11 protein-coding genes and 3 rRNA genes are annotated in these 17,402 nt (G+C 71.2%); 11 read left to right on the forward strand and 3 right to left on the reverse strand.

The genetic code is table 11. The annotated features are described in order from the left end of the window. Positions 1-141 precede the first annotated feature (141 nt). From KUM42_RS00005 to KUM42_RS00025, 5 genes are all read left to right on the forward strand, one after another. Positions 142-1,664, forward strand: a 16S ribosomal RNA gene (locus KUM42_RS00005). A gap of 546 nt (positions 1,665-2,210) precedes the next feature. After that, positions 2,211-5,329, forward strand: a 23S ribosomal RNA gene (locus KUM42_RS00010). A 144-nt stretch (positions 5,330-5,473) separates the two neighbouring features. Beyond that, positions 5,474-5,590 (forward strand): 5S ribosomal RNA (gene rrf, locus KUM42_RS00015). Together the 16S, 23S and 5S rRNA genes form the textbook arrangement of a ribosomal RNA operon. A 1,627-nt stretch (positions 5,591-7,217) precedes the next feature. Beyond that, a complete protein-coding gene (locus KUM42_RS00020) occupies positions 7,218-8,135 on the forward strand; it encodes a hypothetical protein (RefSeq protein ID WP_237494276.1) in 918 nt (305 codons plus the stop codon). 85 nt (positions 8,136-8,220) lie between these two features. Then, entirely contained in the window at positions 8,221-8,571 is a 351-nt protein-coding gene (locus tag KUM42_RS00025) for a single-stranded DNA-binding protein (protein WP_237494277.1), read from the forward strand. Between the two features lie 3 nt (positions 8,572-8,574). Here KUM42_RS00025 and KUM42_RS00030 read toward each other — a convergent pair whose 3' ends face one another. Next, the gene (locus tag KUM42_RS00030; protein ID WP_237494278.1) at positions 8,575-9,885 is read right to left on the reverse strand and encodes a DUF1015 domain-containing protein; all 1,311 of its coding nucleotides are present in this window, start codon (positions 9,883-9,885) and stop codon (positions 8,575-8,577) included. A 77-nt stretch (positions 9,886-9,962) separates the two neighbouring features. On the opposite strand from KUM42_RS00030, the gene KUM42_RS00035 reads away from it, so the two are divergent. Then, on the forward strand, positions 9,963-10,364 hold the full coding sequence (locus tag KUM42_RS00035; protein WP_237494279.1) for a tetratricopeptide repeat protein: 402 nt from the start codon (positions 9,963-9,965) through the stop codon (positions 10,362-10,364). A gap of 40 nt (positions 10,365-10,404) precedes the next feature. Beyond that, positions 10,405-11,478 (forward strand): HAD-IIA family hydrolase, encoded by a 1,074-nt coding sequence (locus KUM42_RS00040; protein ID WP_237494280.1) that lies wholly within the window; start codon positions 10,405-10,407, stop codon positions 11,476-11,478. A 16-nt stretch (positions 11,479-11,494) separates the two neighbouring features. On the opposite strand, the gene KUM42_RS00045 is transcribed toward KUM42_RS00040, so the two are convergent. After that, complete coding sequence (locus KUM42_RS00045) at positions 11,495-11,812, reverse strand: sterol-binding protein (protein ID WP_237494281.1); 318 nt, start codon at positions 11,810-11,812, stop codon at positions 11,495-11,497. Positions 11,813-12,117: 305 nt separating this feature from the next. On the opposite strand from KUM42_RS00045, the gene KUM42_RS00050 reads away from it, so the two are divergent. The 4 genes from KUM42_RS00050 to recN are packed head-to-tail and all read left to right on the forward strand — an operon-like array spanning position 12,118 to position 16,073. After that, positions 12,118-12,348: a hypothetical protein gene (locus tag KUM42_RS00050; protein WP_237494282.1), complete on the forward strand. Its 231-nt coding sequence runs from the start codon at positions 12,118-12,120 to the stop codon at positions 12,346-12,348. After that, positions 12,348-13,145 (forward strand): TlyA family RNA methyltransferase, encoded by a 798-nt coding sequence (locus tag KUM42_RS00055; RefSeq protein ID WP_237494283.1) that lies wholly within the window; start codon positions 12,348-12,350, stop codon positions 13,143-13,145. Before KUM42_RS00050 ends, KUM42_RS00055 begins: the two co-directional genes overlap by 1 nt. Continuing rightward, positions 13,142-14,212: an NAD kinase gene (locus KUM42_RS00060; RefSeq protein ID WP_237494284.1), complete on the forward strand. Its 1,071-nt coding sequence runs from the start codon at positions 13,142-13,144 to the stop codon at positions 14,210-14,212. Before KUM42_RS00055 ends, KUM42_RS00060 begins: the two co-directional genes overlap by 4 nt. Then, entirely contained in the window at positions 14,187-16,073 is a 1,887-nt protein-coding gene (recN, locus tag KUM42_RS00065) for a DNA repair protein RecN (protein ID WP_237494285.1), read from the forward strand. The genes KUM42_RS00060 and recN overlap by 26 nt, the downstream gene beginning before the upstream one ends. A 203-nt stretch (positions 16,074-16,276) precedes the next feature. On the opposite strand, the gene KUM42_RS00070 is transcribed toward recN, so the two are convergent. Further along, the gene (locus tag KUM42_RS00070; RefSeq protein WP_237494286.1) at positions 16,277-17,326 is read right to left on the reverse strand and encodes a TetR/AcrR family transcriptional regulator; all 1,050 of its coding nucleotides are present in this window, start codon (positions 17,324-17,326) and stop codon (positions 16,277-16,279) included. Between the last annotated feature and the right edge of the window lie 76 nt (positions 17,327-17,402).

A 17,402-nucleotide genomic window follows, 5' to 3' on the forward strand; every position in this document is an offset into this window, starting at 1 on the left:
GTCCGCTCCTTGAGAACTCAACAGCGTGCCGAAAGTCAGTGCCAAGTAACAAATCCCCATACGGTGTCTTCGGATGCCGTTGGGTTCCTTTGGTTGATTGAACGAGAGTGCCAACTCTTGGTCTCAGCTGCGATCAAATCATCTACGGAGAGTTTGATCCTGGCTCAGGACGAACGCTGGCGGCGTGCTTAACACATGCAAGTCGAGCGAGGCCCATCTTCGGGTGGTGCCCTAGCGGCGAACGGGTGAGTAACACGTGGGCAACCTGCCCTCAGCTCTGGGATAACTCCAAGAAATTGGTGCTAATACCGGATGTGACCGCTGACCGCATGGTCTGGTGGTGGAAAGATTCATCGGCTGAGGATGGGCCCGCGGCCTATCAGCTTGTTGGTGGGGTAATGGCCCACCAAGGCGACGACGGGTAGCCGGCCTGAGAGGGTGACCGGCCACACTGGGACTGAGACACGGCCCAGACTCCTACGGGAGGCAGCAGTGGGGAATATTGCGCAATGGGCGAAAGCCTGACGCAGCGACGCCGCGTGAGGGATGACGGCCTTCGGGTTGTAAACCTCTTTCAGTAGGGACGAAGCGCAAGTGACGGTACCTACAGAAGAAGCACCGGCCAACTACGTGCCAGCAGCCGCGGTAATACGTAGGGTGCAAGCGTTGTCCGGAATTATTGGGCGTAAAGAGCTCGTAGGCGGTCTGTCACGTCGGCTGTGAAAACCCGAGGCTCAACCTCGGGCCTGCAGTCGATACGGGCAAACTAGAGTACTGCAGGGGAGACTGGAATTCCTGGTGTAGCGGTGAAATGCGCAGATATCAGGAGGAACACCGGTGGCGAAGGCGGGTCTCTGGGCAGTAACTGACGCTGAGGAGCGAAAGCGTGGGGAGCGAACAGGATTAGATACCCTGGTAGTCCACGCCGTAAACGTTGGGCGCTAGATGTGGGGCTCATTCCACGAGTTCCGTGTCGCAGCTAACGCATTAAGCGCCCCGCCTGGGGAGTACGGCCGCAAGGCTAAAACTCAAAGGAATTGACGGGGGCCCGCACAAGCGGCGGAGCATGTTGCTTAATTCGATGCAACGCGAAGAACCTTACCTAGGCTTGACATGCACGGAAATCTCCCAGAGATGGGAGGTCCTTTAAAGGGTCGTGCACAGGTGGTGCATGGTTGTCGTCAGCTCGTGTCGTGAGATGTTGGGTTAAGTCCCGCAACGAGCGCAACCCTCGTTCTATGTTGCCAGCACGTCATGGTGGGGACTCATAGGAGACTGCCGGGGTCAACTCGGAGGAAGGTGGGGATGACGTCAAATCATCATGCCCCTTATGTCTAGGGCTGCAAACATGCTACAATGGCCGGTACAAAGGGCTGCGATACCGCGAGGTGGAGCGAATCCCAAAAAGCCGGTCTCAGTTCGGATTGGGGTCTGCAACTCGACCCCATGAAGTTGGAGTCGCTAGTAATCGCAGATCAGCAACGCTGCGGTGAATACGTTCCCGGGCCTTGTACACACCGCCCGTCACGTCACGAAAGTCGGTAACGCCCGAAGCCGGTGGCCCAACCCCTTGTGGGAGGGAGCCGTCGAAGGCGGGATCGGCGATTGGGACGAAGTCGTAACAAGGTAGCCGTACCGGAAGGTGCGGCTGGATCACCTCCTTTCTAAGGAGCACTGGCCGCCGTCTTAGCGATGGTGGTCCAGAGCCGTGCACCGGCCAGGAGGCTTCCTCAATCATGAGGGGGTCCAGGGTGTTGGTGACGGAGCTCAAGGGTGGAACGCTGACCAGTTCGGCTCGGATGTCCAGTTCGCTGTTAGTACGGCTCGTTGATCCATCACCGGCCCTTCACGGGGTCACAGGGGTGGGGAGGGTCTGGAACGCGAGTGGCTGGGGGTACCGGGTCGTAGGCACGCTGTTGGGTCCTGAGGGAACGGGCCGGCCAGGCCGTGGAGGAGCGCGAGCTGCTTCAAGGGTCTGGTTGGGTGTTCGCTCTGGGAGTCCCATCTGCTCGTCATACCGCTCGGGTAACCCCGGGGTCTGGTGGTGTCATGTGGTGGGTCATCTTCCGTACTTTGAGAACTGCACAGTGGACGCGAGCATCTAGTAAGCAAGTATCTGGATACCCGCACTGATCCATGACCCACAGATGTGGTGGCCGCGAGGTTGTCACGGGGTGGGGTTGTGGGTGGGTGTGGGTGTTCTTGTGTGTGGTCAAGTTGTTAAGGGCACACGGTGGATGCCTGGGCACCAGGAGCCGATGAAGGACGTAGGAGGCTGCGATAAGCCTCGGGGAGCTGTCAACCGAGCGTTGATCCGAGGATTTCCGAATGGGGGAACCCCGCACCAGTCATGTGGTGTGACCCGCGCCTGAACACATAGGGCGTGTGGAGGGAACGTGGGGAAGTGAAACATCTCAGTACCCACAGGAAGAGAAAACAACCGTGATTCCGTGAGTAGTGGCGAGCGAAAGCGGATGAGGCTAAACCGATCGCATGCCAAGCCGGCAGGCGTTGTGTGGTCGGGGTCGTGGGACGATTCAGCATCTTCTGCCGAAGGTGCAGGGAGTCAGAAAGCCATGTGTTAGTGGAAGGCCTCTGGAAGGGGTCGCCGTAGAGGGTGAGAGCCCCGTACACGAAAACTCATGGCCTCCCGAGTTGTATCCCAAGTAGCACCGAGCCCGTGAAATTCGGTGTGAATCTGGCGGGACCACCCGCTAAGCCTAAATACTCCCTGGTGACCGATAGCGGACAAGTACCGTGAGGGAAAGGTGAAAAGTACCCCGGGAGGGGAGTGAAATAGTACCTGAAACCGTGTGCCTACAAGCCGTGAGAGCCTTATGCGCACTTGTGCGTGGGGGTGATTGCGTGCCTTTTGAAGAATGAGCCTGCGAGTTAGCGGTACGTGGCGAGGTTAACCCGTGTGGGGTAGCCGTAGCGAAAGCGAGTCCGAACAGGGCGATTGAGTCGCGTGCTCTAGACCCGAAGCCGAGTGATCTACCCATGGCCAGGTTGAAGCGCGGGTAAGACCGCGTGGAGGACCGAACCCACTTCAGTTGAAAATGGAGGGGATGAGCTGTGGGTAGGGGTGAAAGGCCAATCAAACTCGGTGATAGCTGGTTCTCCCCGAAATGCATTTAGGTGCAGCGTCACGTGTTTCTTGCCGGAGGTAGAGCACTGGATGGTCTAGGGGCCCCACAAGGTTACTGAAATCAACCAAACTCCGAATGCCGGTAAGTGAGAGCGTGGCAGTGAGACTGCGGGCGATAAGGTTCGTAGTCGAGAGGGAAACAGCCCAGATCATCAGCTAAGGCCCCTAAGCGTGTGCTAAGTGGAAAAGGATGTGGGATTGCCGTGACAACCAGGAGGTTGGCTTAGAAGCAGCCACCCTTGAAAGAGTGCGTAATAGCTCACTGGTCAAGTGGTTCCGCGCCGACAATGTAGCGGGGCTCAAGCACACCGCCGAAGCTGTGGCATTCACATGAACCCGTCCGGTCCTTCGGGGTCGGGCCAGGTGTGTGGATGGGTAGGGGAGCGTCGTGTGGCCATTGAAGCGGCGGAGTGATCCAGCCGTGGAGGCCACACGAGTGAGAATGCAGGCATGAGTAGCGAAAGGGGAGTGAGAAACTCCCCCGCCGGATGACCAAGGGTTCCTGGGCCAGGCTAATCCGCCCAGGGTGAGTCGGGACCTAAGGCGAGGCCGACAGGCGTAGTCGATGGACAACGGGTTGATATTCCCGTACCCGCGAAAGAACGCCCATGCTGAACCCAGCGATGCTAACCGCCTGAAACCGGTGACTGACCTTCGGGTCTGATCCGGCGGAACGCGGGACCCGGACTGGTAGTAGGCAAGCGATGGGGTGACGCAGGAAGGTAGTCCTACCGGTGAATGGTAGTACCGGTGCAAGGGTGTGGCCCGTGGGATAGGTAAATCCGTTCCACACGAGGGTGAGGCCTGACGCATAGCCGAATGAGGCGAATTGGATGATCCTATGCTGCCGAGAAAAGCCTCTAGCGAGTTCTTAGCGGCCCGTACCCCAAACCAACTCAGGTGGTCAGGTAGAGAATACCAAGGCGATCGAGCGAACTGTGGTTAAGGAACTCGGCAAAATGCCCCCGTAACTTCGGGAGAAGGGGGGCCATCTGCTGTGAACCGCTTACGCGGGGCAGCGGTGGGTGGCCGCAGAGACCAGTGAGAAGCGACTGTTTACTAAAAACACAGGTCCGTGCGAAGTCGAAAGACGATGTATACGGACTGACGCCTGCCCGGTGCTGGAACGTTAAGGGGACGGGTTAGCCGCAAGGCGAAGCTCAGAACTCAAGCGCCAGTAAACGGCGGTGGTAACTATAACCATCCTAAGGTAGCGAAATTCCTTGTCGGGTAAGTTCCGACCTGCACGAATGGCGTAACGACTTCTCAGCTGTCTCAACCACAGGCTCGGCGAAATTGCACTACGAGTAAAGATGCTCGTTACGCGCGGCAGGACGGAAAGACCCCGGGACCTTCACTATAGCTTGATATTGGTGTTCGGTTCGGCTTGTGTAGGATAGGTGGGAGACTGTGAAGCGGGCACGCCAGTGTTCGTGGAGTCATCGTTGAAATACCACTCTGGTCGAATTGGATGTCTAACCTCGGTCCGTGATCCGGATCAGGAACAGTGTCAGGTGGGTAGTTTAACTGGGGCGGTTGCCTCCCAAAATGTAACGGAGGCGCCCAAAGGTTCCCTCAGCCTGGTTGGCAATCAGGTGTCGAGTGCAAGTGCACAAGGGAGCTTGACTGCGAGACCGACGGGTCGAGCAGGAGCGAAAGCTGGGACTAGTGACCCGGCACCGGCATGTGGAAGCGGTGTCGCTCAACGGATAAAAGGTACCCCGGGGATAACAGGCTGATCTTCCCCAAGAGTCCATATCGACGGGATGGTTTGGCACCTCGATGTCGGCTCGTCGCATCCTGGGGCTGGAGTAGGTCCCAAGGGTTGGGCTGTTCGCCCATTAAAGCGGCACGCGAGCTGGGTTTAGAACGTCGTGAGACAGTTCGGTCCCTATCCGCCGCGCGCGTAAGAGACTTGAGAAGTGCTGTCCCTAGTACGAGAGGACCGGGACGGACGAACCTCTGGTGTGCCAGTTGTTCCGCCAGGAGCACTGCTGGTTGGCTACGTTCGGCAGGGATAACCGCTGAAAGCATCTAAGCGGGAAGCCTTCTTCAAGATGAGGTCTCTCACCGGGTCAACCGGGTAAGGCCCCCGCCCAGACCAGCGGGTTGATAGGCCGGAAGTGGAAGCGGCGTAAGTCGTGGAGCTGACCGGTACTAATAGGCCGAGGGCTTGACCATCACAACACCCAGCCTCATAGCTTTTCTAGTTGTCTCGCGTCCACTGTGTGGTTCTGAACGTACGGAACCCACCCCCGACCCGATCCCCGCACTCTCGTGTGGTGGTCCGGGTGGAGTGGGGTGGGCCCGATAAGTTCACAGCGTTACGGCGGTCATGGCGAAAGGGAAACGCCCGGTCTCATTCCGAACCCGGAAGCTAAGCCTTTCAGCGCCGATGGTACTGCCCCGGGGACGGGGTGGGAGAGTAGGACGCCGCCGGACACAACTCAACGAAACGGGGGTCGGAGCTTAGGCTCCGGCTCCCGTTTCGTGCGTTTGTCCGCTCTCGTCGACGGACCAGACCCCCGCTCAGCGGTGGAGAGCTGGTTGCGATGCCGTTCAGGTGCCCCCGCCGGGCGTGCGCCGTTCACCAGTGAGGTACGTAGACACCATGACTTCTCCGCGACGCGGGCCGGCAGGCTCCGATCGAGGCCGAGGCAACAGCGGCGGCAGTGGCGCCCCCCGCCAGGGCGGCGCGGCACGTCCGGCCGGCCACCGTGGGTCCCGTCCCACCGGGTACGGCGCAGGTGCCGGTGGCGCCTCTGGTTCGTCACGTGACGATGCCTACCGCGCACGCGGCGGTGCCGCCGGCGGCGAGTGGGGTGCGCGCCCGTCCGGCGGACGACCGCAGCGCGGTCGCCCCCAGGGTGACGGCGCCCCCCGTCGCGACGCGCAGGAACGCGGCCCCCGCACCGACCGGCCCACCGGTACCGGCCGGCCTCAGGGTGACCGTCCGTCCTGGCAGGACCGCGCCCCCCGCGGTGACCGCCCCACGAGCGGCGGACGCCCCACTGGGGGTGGACGCCCGACCGGTGGTGGCCGTCCCTCCGGCGACCGCGCCGGTGGTGGCCGCCCGTCCGGTGACCGCCCGTCCTGGCAGGACCGCCGTCCCGCAGGGGCAGGACGTCCCTCCGGCGACCGTCCGTCGTGGCAGGACCGCGGGGACCGTCCCCAGGGTGGCCGTCCCCAGGGTGGGGGCCGTCCCTCGGGAGACCGCCCTGCCGGTGGCCGCCCGTCGGGTGACCGCCCGTCGTGGCAGGACCGCCGTCCCGGTGGGGACCGTCCCGCCGGTGGTGGGCGTCCCTCCGGTGACCGTCCGGGCTCCCAGGACCGTCGTCCGAGCGGTGACCGTCCTGCCGGTGGCGGCCGCCCGTCTGGCGACCGTCCGTCGTGGCAGGACCGCCGTCCGGGTGGGGACCGTCCCTCCGGGGGCGGCCGCCCGTCTGGCGACCGCCCCTCGTGGCAGGACCGCCGTCCCGGTGGGGACCGCCCGTCCGGTGCTGGGCGTCCCTCTGGCGACCGTCCGGGCTTCCAGGACCGTCGTCCCGGTGGTGACCGTCCTGCCGGTGGCGGCCGCCCGTCCGGTGATCGCCCGGCGTGGCAGGACCGCCGCCCCGGTGGCGACCGTCCCGCCGGTGGTCGGCCGTCGGGTGACCGTCCGGCGTTCCAGGACCGTCGTCCGGGTGGAGACCGTCCTGCTGGTGGGCGTCCCTCCGGTGACCGTCCGGCGTGGCAGGACCGCCGTCCCGGCGGGGACCGTCCCACCGGTGGCCGTCCGTCGGGCGACCGTGGAGACCGCCCGCAGGGCGACCGCCCGGCGTGGCAGGACCGCCGCCCCGGCGGCGACCGACCCTCCGGTGCTGACCGCCCGGCGCCTGCCGGACGTCCCGCCGGCGACACCCCGTCCTGGCAGGACCGCCGCCCCGAGCGACGGCCGGCCGGCGGGCGCGACGAGGAGGGCGGCAGCCGGCCCGCCGGCCCGCCGATCCCCGAGTGGGCCGACCCCCGTGACCTCGACCCGGCGGTCCGCTCCGCCCTGCGCAGCCTGGACTCCCGCAACGCCGAGCTGGTGGGCAAGCACCTCGCCGCCGCCGGTGGCCTGGTCGACGACGAGCCCGAGCTCGCCCTGCAGCACGCCCGTGCGGCCCGTGACCGGGCCTCGCGCATCGCCCCGGTCCGCGAGGCCGTCGGGGTCGCCGCCTACCTCGCCGGCGACTTCGCCGAGGCCGCCCGGGAGATCCGCGCCTACGCCCGGATGAGCGGCGACCAGAGCTACCGGGCCGTCCTCGCCGACTGCGAGCGCGCCCTCGGCCGCCCGGAGAACGCGCTGCGCCTCGTGGCCGAGGCCCTCGAGGGCCAGCCCGACGACGAGGAGCTCGTGGAGCTGCAGCTGGTGGAGGCCGGCGCCCGGCAGGACCTCGGTGAGCTCCCCGCTGCGGCCCTCATCCTCGAGGCCGCACTCGGTGGCCGGCCCACCCCGGCCGGTCTCGGCCACCCCGACCTGGGTCAGCTCCGGCTGGCCACCGCCTACGCCGACCTGCTCGCCGCCCGCGGTGAGGAGGAGCTGGCCATGGACTGGTACGGCGCGATCGCCGCCGCCGACCCCGACGACCTCACCGGCGTCTCCGACCACTTCCTCGACGACGAGGACGAGGACGACGAGCTCGACGGTGACGAGCTCGCCGGCGGGCTCGACGAGGACGACGACGCCGAGGGTGACGTCCTGGTGGGCGCGGACTCCGACGGGTCGTCCGTCGACGAGCCGACCACTGCGCCGACCACGGTCACGGCCGAGCTGGACGACGACGAGGACGACGACGAGGCCGAGGTGGACGACGTCGACGAGGGAGCCCTCGACGACGTGGCCGACGACGACATCGAGGCCGAGGTCGCCGAACTGCTCGGTGAGGTGCCCCCGCCGCCGGTGGAGCGGGACCACAGCCGGCTGTTCCAGCAGGCGACGGAGCAGCACCCTCCGACGAACTGATCCGCTCCGTCCACACCGGCCGGCGTCGTCCACAGAATGCGGACGACGCTGGCCGGTGGGGGCGGCGGGCCACGAGGCTCGGAGCATGAGCCTGACCGTGATCGACCGCAACGACGTCGTCCTGCGGGGGCGGCTGAGCGCGCCCCCGGAGCTCCGCCCCATGCCCAGCGGGGACACGCTCCTGCTGTTCAAGCTCGTCGTGCGCCGCGAGGACCCGCGACCGCGCGGCCCGAGGTCCGACGTCATCACCTGCGTGAGCTACGCACCCGCTCTGCAGCGGTACGCGGCGGCCTGGACCGTCGAGGACGTCGTCGAGGTCGAGGGCTCGCTGCAGCGCCGGTTCTGGCGCACCCCCACCGGCACCGCCGTGGCCTACGAGGTCAGCTGCCGCCGCGGCCGCAAGGTGGGCCGCACGTCACGCGCCCAGCCGGCCTGAGGCTCAGTCCTCGTGCGGTCGCAGGACCAGGCCCGTGCGGGGCTTGGGCACGAACAGCGTCGACTTGCGCGGCATCCGGGCGCCGGCCCGCGCCACCGCGGCCACGTCCGAGGGCGACGGCGAGCGCAGCAGCAGCGCTACGCCGGACCGGTCCCGGGCCGACTGCAGCGCCTCGTCCACGTCGTGGGCGATGAGCACCGACGCCGGGTCGTCGGGCAGCCCCCACAGCCGGGACAGCACCGCGGCGTGCGCCAGGACGACGTCGAGCCGGCGCCACGCCGCCGGTGCCTCCGCGGGGACGGCGGCGAGCATCTCCGGCGCGGGGTGGGACAGCTCGGCGACACCCACCCCGTCGGTGACCAGGAAGGCCGGGCCGTCCCGCCGTGCCGTCCAGTCCTCGACCACCCGGCGCAGGTCACCGTCGGTGGGGGAGAGGTCCTGCACGGCGAAGCCGGCCGCGGCCGTGGCGAGCGCGTCGGCGAGGGCGAGGTCGGGCACCACCCGGTGGATCGCCTGCAGGCGCAGGCCCCCGGCGCCCATCGGGGTCAACAGCGCCAGCACGCTGCCGTGCCCGCCGTGCGCCTGCTGGTGGTCGCGAGCGGCGGCGAACCGGTGGTGGCCGTCAGCGATCACGGCCCGGGTGGCGGCCAGCGCCCGGGGCAACCGGTCCAGCACGTCGGGGTCGGTGACCCGCCACAGCCGGTGCACGACCCCGTCGGGGTCGGCGACCTCGACCGTGGGCGGGCTGCCGACGGCGACCCGGTCGGTCAGCTCCGCGACCACGGCGTCGGCGTCGTGGGCCAGCACGATCGGCTCGAGGTCGGTGTCGGTGGCGGCCAGCAGTGCGGCCCGCCCGGCGACGGCGGGCGCGAACGTGTCCTCGTGCGGCAGCACCGCCGCCGACCCCGCCGGCGGCACGGTGACCGCGCCCAGCCAGCCCGTCGTCGGCTCGCTGCCGGGGGCGCTCATCTCGTACCGCCACAGGGCAGGGGCCTCCTCGCGCACCAGCACGCCCTCGGCCAGCCAGGCGTGCAGCGTCTGCGCCGCGACCGTGGCCGACGCGCGGTCCCGGCCGGCCCGGGTTCCCTCCGGGCTGTCAGCCGGGTCGACGTGGGGCAGGATCAGGCGGACGATGTTGTGCGGATCGGCCGCGGCCAGACGCTCGCGGCCCGCCGCGGTCACCAGGTCGTAGGCCGGCGAGCTCACCCGCGCCAGCTGCGCGGCGTCGTGGTCGCGGTACAGCAGGGCACGGAACGGCCGGACGTCGAGGCCCGCTTCGTCAGGAGGCGGGGCGTCCGCCGACGTCGAGGGCACGGGTCCGATCGTAGGAGCGCGTCGCCGCACGTCCCGCGGGGGCGTCGGCCACGGGCGCGTGCCAGGGAGGAGCGGCGGTGGTCGACCCAGGACAGCCCGACGGCGGGGTCTACGAGTGGTACCAGCGGGGGCTGCAGCTGCTGGCCGCCCGCAACCCGGCTGCGGCCGCGACGCTCCTGGAGCGGGCGGTGGCCGCCGAACCGGCCTCCCGCAGTGTCCGGGAGGCCCTGGCCCGCGCCCAGTACGACGCCGGCCGCTACCGGGACGCGATCGACAGCTTCACCTCCCTCATCGCCGCCAACCCCACCGACGACTACGCCCAGTTCGGGCTCGGCCTGGCCGCCAGCCGGGCCGGCGACCTCGAGCTGGCCGCCGAGCACCTCGCCCTGGCCGTGGCCATGCGCCCCGACCTCGACCACTACGCCCGCGCGCTGCGCGGGGTCCGGGCCCGCCGCGGCCTGGCGGAGGAGCTCCCATGACCTGCTGCACCCACCCGTCCCGCACCCCGCAGGTCCAGCCGTGACCGACGACCGGCCCCCGCTCTCGGCAGGCAGCGACGCGCCGCCCACCGCCACCCACGACGTCGCCCTGCTCGACCTCGACGGCGTCGTCTACGTCGGGCCGGCCGCGGTGCCCGGGGTGCCCGTGGCGCTCAGCGACGCCCGCACCGCCGGCATGCGGCTGGGGTTCGTCACCAACAACGCCGCCCGCACCCCCGAGCAGGTGGCCGCCCACCTCACCGAGCTGGGCGTCCCGGCCGAGCCCGGCGACGTCATCACCAGCTCGCAGGCGGCCGCCTCCGTGGTGGCCGGCCTCGTCGGGGCCGGCGGCCGGGTGCTCGCCGTCGGCGGACCCGGGGTCACGGCGGCGCTGACCGCGGCCGGGCTGACCGTCGTGGAGCGAGCCGAGGACTCCCCGGCCGCCGTCGTCCAGGGCTACGGGCCGGCGGTGGGGTGGACGCAGCTGGCCGAGGCCGTCGTCGCCGTCCGGGGCGGGGCGCGGCACGTCGCCACGAACACCGACGCGACCATCCCGTCCCCGCGCGGTGTGCTGCCGGGCAACGGCGCCCTGGTGGGGGTGGTCAGCACCGTCACCGGTCAGCAGCCGCTGGTCACCGGCAAGCCCGACCCGGCCATGCACGCCGAGTGCGTCCGGCGCACCGATGCCCGCCGGCCGCTGGTCGTCGGCGACCGGCTCGACACCGACATCGAGGGCGCGCGCCGGGCCGGCGCCGACAGCCTGCTGGTGCTCTCCGGCGTCGCGACCCCCGCCGACCTGCTCGCCGCCGGGCCCGTACACCGGCCAGACCTGCTCGCCCCCGACGCCGCCGGGCTGCTCACCGCCCACCCGCCGGTGACGCGGGCGGGTGCGGCGTGGCGCTGCCGCGGGTGGACGGCCGAGGCGGTCGACGGCGTGCTCACCCTGCAGGCCGACGGGTCCGACACCGGGCAGACCGACGGGCTGGACGGCCTGCGGGCGCTGGCCGTCGCGCACTGGGCCGAGCACCCGGGAGAGGGGGCACCGGCCGTCGTCCGCGGTGGTGACGCCGTCGCGACCGAGGCGCTGCGCGGCTGGGGGCTGGCCGGCGACTGAGCGGCCGGCCGCGGGATCAGAGCAGGGAGCGCAGCCGCAGCATGTCGCGCAGCCCGGCCTCCAGCTTCACCCGGCCGGTGGCCCACGCGGGGGCGAAGGCGAGCTCGCCGGAGGTCAGCGCGAGCAGGTCGTCGCTGGTCATGGTCAGGCGGATGTCGGCCTTGGGCACGACCGGGGAGTCCGGTACCGCGGTCATGTCGTGCACCGAGCCCAGCGCCAGCCGGCCGGCGACCACCTGACCGAGGTCGGTCAGCCGGCAGGACACGGTGCGGTCGAGGTCGCGGGCGCCGTCGGCGGCGGCCAGCTTCCCGACGAAGCCGTCCAGGGCGGTCATGCACTGCTCCAGCGTGGCCACGTGCGGGGTGCCTCCTCGAACCAGGGGACCGCGCCGGCCGGCCGGGGGGTCCGGCGGTGCCGACCCGGCCAGGAACAGCCGGTGGTCCGTCGCCGGACGCTACCGGCGGGGTCCGACGGTCGCCGACGGCGGGCGGCCCCCGACCCGGCTCTGTCCACCGTCCCGGGCACGCACAGCCGCCTGTCGGGCTCGGCCGGTAACCTCGGGGCGCGCCGGTCCCCGGCAGCCCGGCCGGCCCTGCAGCGGGCCGGCACCCGACAGCGACGAGTGGACAGGAGGACCGCGTGAGCCAGCCCCATCACCCCCGCCCGGTCCCCGGTCCGGTCGCCCCTCGACCCGCTGCCCCAGGGCCGGCTGCGGTCCCCGCGCCTGGTCCGGGCACCCCGGCGGGTGCGGGGTCCGCCGGTCGGCCCTTCGCCGATCTGGCCGAGCGTCCGGTGTCCGAGCACGTCGCGGTGTTCGAGGCCGAGCACGACCGGCTGCAGCGCGAGCTGGCCACCATCGACCAGCTCTGATGGCCCGCCGCAGCCGGCTCGACGCCGAACTCGTCCGCCGCGGGCTGGCCCGCTCCCGCGAGCACGCCGTCACCCTCATCGCCGAGGGCCGGGTCACCGTGGGCGGCCAGGCCGCGACCAAGCCCGCCACCGGCGTGGAGGCCGGTCAGCCCGTCGTCGTCCGCACCGACCCCGACCAGCCCAGCTGGGTGTCCCGGGGGGCGCACAAGCTGCTCGGCGCCCTGGAGGCCTTCCCGGTCGTCGTCGAGGGCCGGCGCGCGCTGGACGCCGGGGCGTCGACCGGCGGGTTCACCGAGGTGCTGCTGCGCCGCGGCGTCGGCGAGGTCGTCGCGGTCGACGTCGGCTACGGCGAGCTCGCCTGGTCGCTGCGCACCGACGAGCGGGTCACCGTCCACGAGCGCACCAACGTGCGCGAGCTTACCCCCGAGGCGATCGGTGGACCGGTCGACCTGGTGGTCGCCGACCTCTCCTTCATCTCGCTGCGGCTGGTGCTGCCGGCCCTCACCGCCTGCGCGCACCCCGACGCCGACCTGCTGCCGATGGTCAAGCCGCAGTTCGAGGTGGGGCGCGAGCGGATCGGCGCCGGGGGCGTCGTCCGCGACCTCGGGCACCGCGCCGACGCGGTGCTGACCGTGGCGCGCGCCGCCGCCGATCTCGGCTGGGGCACCGCCGGTGTCGTGGCCAGCCCGTTGCCCGGCCCCGCCGGGAACGTGGAGTTCTTCCTCTGGCTGCGCCGGGACGCGCCGCCACCGGAGCAGGCCGACATCGACCGAGCAGTTCAGGAAGGACCACCGTGACCCAGGGCATCGTCGCTCCGGCCGGTCAGACCACCCGCCGCGTCCTGCTGGCCGTGCACACCGGGCGGGCCGACATCGTCGACCTCGCCCGGTCGGCTGCGGCCCGCCTCACCCGGGCGGGCATCGTCGTGCGCCTGCTCGACGACGAGGCCGAGGACATGGCCGTGCCCGGTGCCGAGGTGTGCCCGTTCGGGCCCGGCGCGGCCGAGGGCGTGGAGCTCGTGCTGGTCTTCGGTGGTGACGGCACCTTCCTGCGCGCCGCGGAGCTCGCCCGGAGCACCGACGCGGCCATCGTCGGGGTGAACCTGGGGCGGGTCGGCTTCCTCGCCGAGACCGAGCCCGACGCCATCGAGGAGATGATCGCTGCCGTCGAGCGGCGCGAGTACCAGGTCGAGGAGCGGCTCACCCTCGACGCGACGGTCTACGACGACGCCGGTGAGCTCGTCGGGGAGACCTGGGGGCTCAACGAGGTCTCCATCGAGAAGGTCGACCGTGCCCGGGTCCTCGACGTGGTCCTGGAGGTCGACGGCCGGCCGCTGACCAGCTTCGGTTGCGACGGCATCCTGTGCGCCACCCCGACCGGCTCCACCGCCTACGCCTTCTCCGCCGGCGGCCCGGTCGTGTGGCCCGACGTCGACGCGCTGCTGGTGGTGCCCACGAACGCGCATGCGCTGTTCGCGCGCCCGCTGGTCGCCTCGCCGGCCTCGGTGCTCACCGTCGCCATCCCACCCGACGGCAACCGCGCCCGGGTCTCCGCCGACGGCCGCCGGGTCATCGACGTGCCCGACGGCGGACGCGTCGAGGTGCGCCGGTCCGACCGGCCGGTGCGGATCGCCCGGGTCAACCCGACCAGCTTCAGCGACCGCCTGGTCGCCAAGTTCGGGCTCCCGGTGCGCGGCTTCCGCGACGCCCGCTCGCACGGCCCCGGCCACGAGGCCCCGGTCTTCGCCCAGAACGTGCTCACCCGCGGCATCGCCACCGCCGGCAGCCCGACCGTCGGCAGCCCGGCGCACGACGACGCCCCGACCGAGGAGGCAGCCGGTGGCTCCCCGCACCGCACGGCCTGAGCGGACGACGGCCCGGAAGCCGGCCGCACCGCCCGTCACCGCGCCGCCCGACGACGTCCCGACGCCCGGTGACGCCACACCCGCCGGCGCCGCACCCGCCGGCCGCGCACCCAGCGGCGGCGTGCCGCGCAACGGGGCGCTGTCCGAGCTGCACCTGCACGGTCTCGGGTCGATCGACGACGTCACCCTCGAGCTCGGTCCCGGCCTGACCGTCGTCACCGGCGAGACCGGCGCCGGCAAGACCATGGTGGTCACCGGCCTGACCCTGCTGTTCGGTGGTCGCGCCGACCAGGGACGGGTCCGCGCCGGGGTGCGGGCCGGCGTCGAGGGGCGTCTCGTGCTGCCCAGCGACTCACCCGTCTGGGCGCGCGCGGTCGAGGCCGGCGCCGAGCCCGACGAGGACGGCAGCCTCATCCTGGCCCGCACGTTCAGCGCCGAGGGCCGGTCCCGGGCACACCTGGGCGGGCGCAGCGTGCCGGTCGGCGTGGTGTCGGAGCTGGCCGAGCAGTTGGTGGCCGTGCACGGCCAGACCGACCAGCTGCGGCTGACCCGCCCGGCCGAGCAGCGACGGGCGCTGGACCGCTACGCGGGTGCCGCGCACCTGGCCGTGCTGGAGCAGCACCGCGCCGCCTACACCACCTGGCGCGCACTGGCCGAGGACCTCGACCGCCGCCGCAGCCAGGCCCGCGAGCTCGCGCAGACGGCCGAGGTGCTGCGCCACGGCCTGGAGGACATCGCCGCGGTCGCGCCCGAGGAGGGCGAGGACGAGGCGCTGGACGCCCAGGCCCGCCGGCTCGGCGACGCCGACGCGCTGCGGTCGGCCGCCGACACCGCCCGGTTCGCGCTGGTCGGCGACGTGACCGGCGAGCTGGGCGGGGGAGGGGACGCCGAGAGCGACGCCTCCACCGCGCTGGCCGTCGCCGAGCGGGCGCTGGCCGGGTCCGACGACCCGGCGCTGGTGCTGCTGGCCCGCGACCTCGCCGACGCCGTCGCCGTGGTCTCCGACGTCGCCGTGCAGCTGGCCGGGTACGTGGCCGACCTGGACGCCGACCCCGCGCGGCTGGCCGAGGTGCTGGACCGCCGCGCGGCGATCACCGCGCTGGTGCGCAAGTACGCCGACCCGGGCGAGGGCCTGGCCGGGGTCCTGGCGTGGTCGGCGGACGCGGCGTCCCGGCTGAGCCAGCTGGACGTCTCCGACGAGGCGCTCGAGGCGCTGCAGGCCCAGCGGGACGCCGCCCGCGCCGAGCTGGACGCGCTCTCCGTGCAGGTCACGGCCGGGCGCCGGGCCGCTGCTGCCGGGTTCGCGGCCGAGGTCGGCACCGAGCTGGCCGGGCTGGCGATGAAGAACGCCCAGGTGTCCTTCCAGATCGACACCGACCCCGACCACCCCGGGCCCGAGGGCGTCGACGAGGTGGTCCTGTTGATGTCGCCGCACCCCGGGGCGCCGACCCGACCGGTGCACAAGGGCGCCTCCGGCGGTGAGCTCTCCCGCGTCATGCTCGCCATCGAGGTGGTGTTCGCCGGTGCCGACCCGGTGCCGGTGATGGTGTTCGACGAGGTCGACGCCGGCGTCGGTGGCTCCGCGGCCGGCGAGATCGGCCGGCGCCTGGCCCGGCTGGCGGCCGAGCACCAGGTCGTCGTGGTCACCCACCTGGCCCAGGTCGCCGCCTTCGCCGACACCCACCTGGTGGTGGACAAGTCCCCGGACACCGCGCAGGGCGTCACCGCGACCGACATCCGCGCGGTGCGCGGGGAGGACCGGGTGCGCGAGCTGGCCCGGATGCTGTCCGGTCTCGCCGACAGTGACACCGGTCAGGCCCACGCCCGTGAGCTGCTCGCGGTGGCCGCCGAACGCCAGTAGTCCACCGCCCCGGCCGGCATCGTCGACCCGGGCCAGCGGCAGTGACCCGAGCCGGCGGGGGGACCCGGGCCGGCGTCATCGACCCGGGTCGGCGGCAGTGACCCGGCTGGCCGGGGGCGGGCCCGGCCGGGGGGAGGTCCCGATCGGCCGAGGGCGGGGCTGGCCGGGACCGCGCTCCGGACGGGGGACGGCCTGCGGCGGCGCTAGCGGCGCTTGGCGTAGCCCGCCAGGCCGAACTGCAGCAGGGCGAGACCGCGCTGACCGCGGGTGCGCAGCTCGGTGACCAGCGCCGGTCCGGACGCCCCGGCCAGCACCCGGTCGCGGGCCAGCTCCAGCAGCGAGGAGTACAGCCCGAGCACCGCGTTGGCGGCCAGCCACGGTTCCAGCTCACCCGGCGTCGCGCGCGTCTCCAGGGTGATCTGCTCGGCCAGGGAGTCGGTCAGCGCGCCGAGGATCTCCCGTTCCCGGCCCTGCAGGGTGCGGCTGCCGCGGATGACCCGGGTCATCTCGGTCATGCCCTCGGCGGCTGCGGGGTCACCGAGCTGGCTCACCGCGGCGACGACGAAGCCACCGGCGGCCGCGGCCACGGACTCCCCGGCCGGTCGGCGCCGGACGGCGTCCAGCAGGGCCGCACGCATCGGCGGGTCGGACTCGAAGACCAGCCCCTCCTTGACCGGGAAGTGGTTGAAGACCGTCTTCTCGACCACACCGGCGCGCTGGGCGATCTCGCTGACGCTCACGGCGTCGAAGCCGCGCTCGACGAACAGCTCGGCGGCCGCGTCCACGATCGCCTCGCGCGTGCGCTGCCGGCGCTGCTCACGCAGGTTCGGGCCGCGCCGGTCGCGACGGCGCGCGCGGCGGCCGGGGCCGGGGGCGTCCGCGGGCACGGCGTCACCGTCGGACACCACGGCGTCGGACGCCACGACCTCGGACGACCCGGCCTCGAGCGCCCCGGCTCCGAGTGCAGTGGCCTCGAGCACCCCGGCCTCGAACACCCCGGCCTCGAGCCCCCCGACCTCGGACGACCCGACCTCCGACGCCGCGACCTCGTGCGCCCCGTCGGTCAGGGCCACGTCGTCGGGCGGGGTGACCGTGACGTTCGGCTCCAGCGCGGCGGGTACCGGGGCGCCGGCGGCCTCGGGCACCGGCGGGCGGGACCGCAGCTCGACCACGGCGGCGGGCGTCTCGGGCAGCGCCGTCCCGGGATCGGGGACGACCGCGCCGTCCGGTGCCGCGGTGGGGTCCTCGAACACGACAGTCGCTGTACTCCGGCGCGCGGAGGCCCCTGCAGTCACACCAGTCACGCTAGTGACGGGACGGTCCCGTCCC

It is taken from the genome of Modestobacter sp. L9-4, from assembly GCF_019112525.1.
Classification (GTDB): Bacteria; Actinomycetota; Actinomycetes; order Mycobacteriales; family Geodermatophilaceae; genus Modestobacter.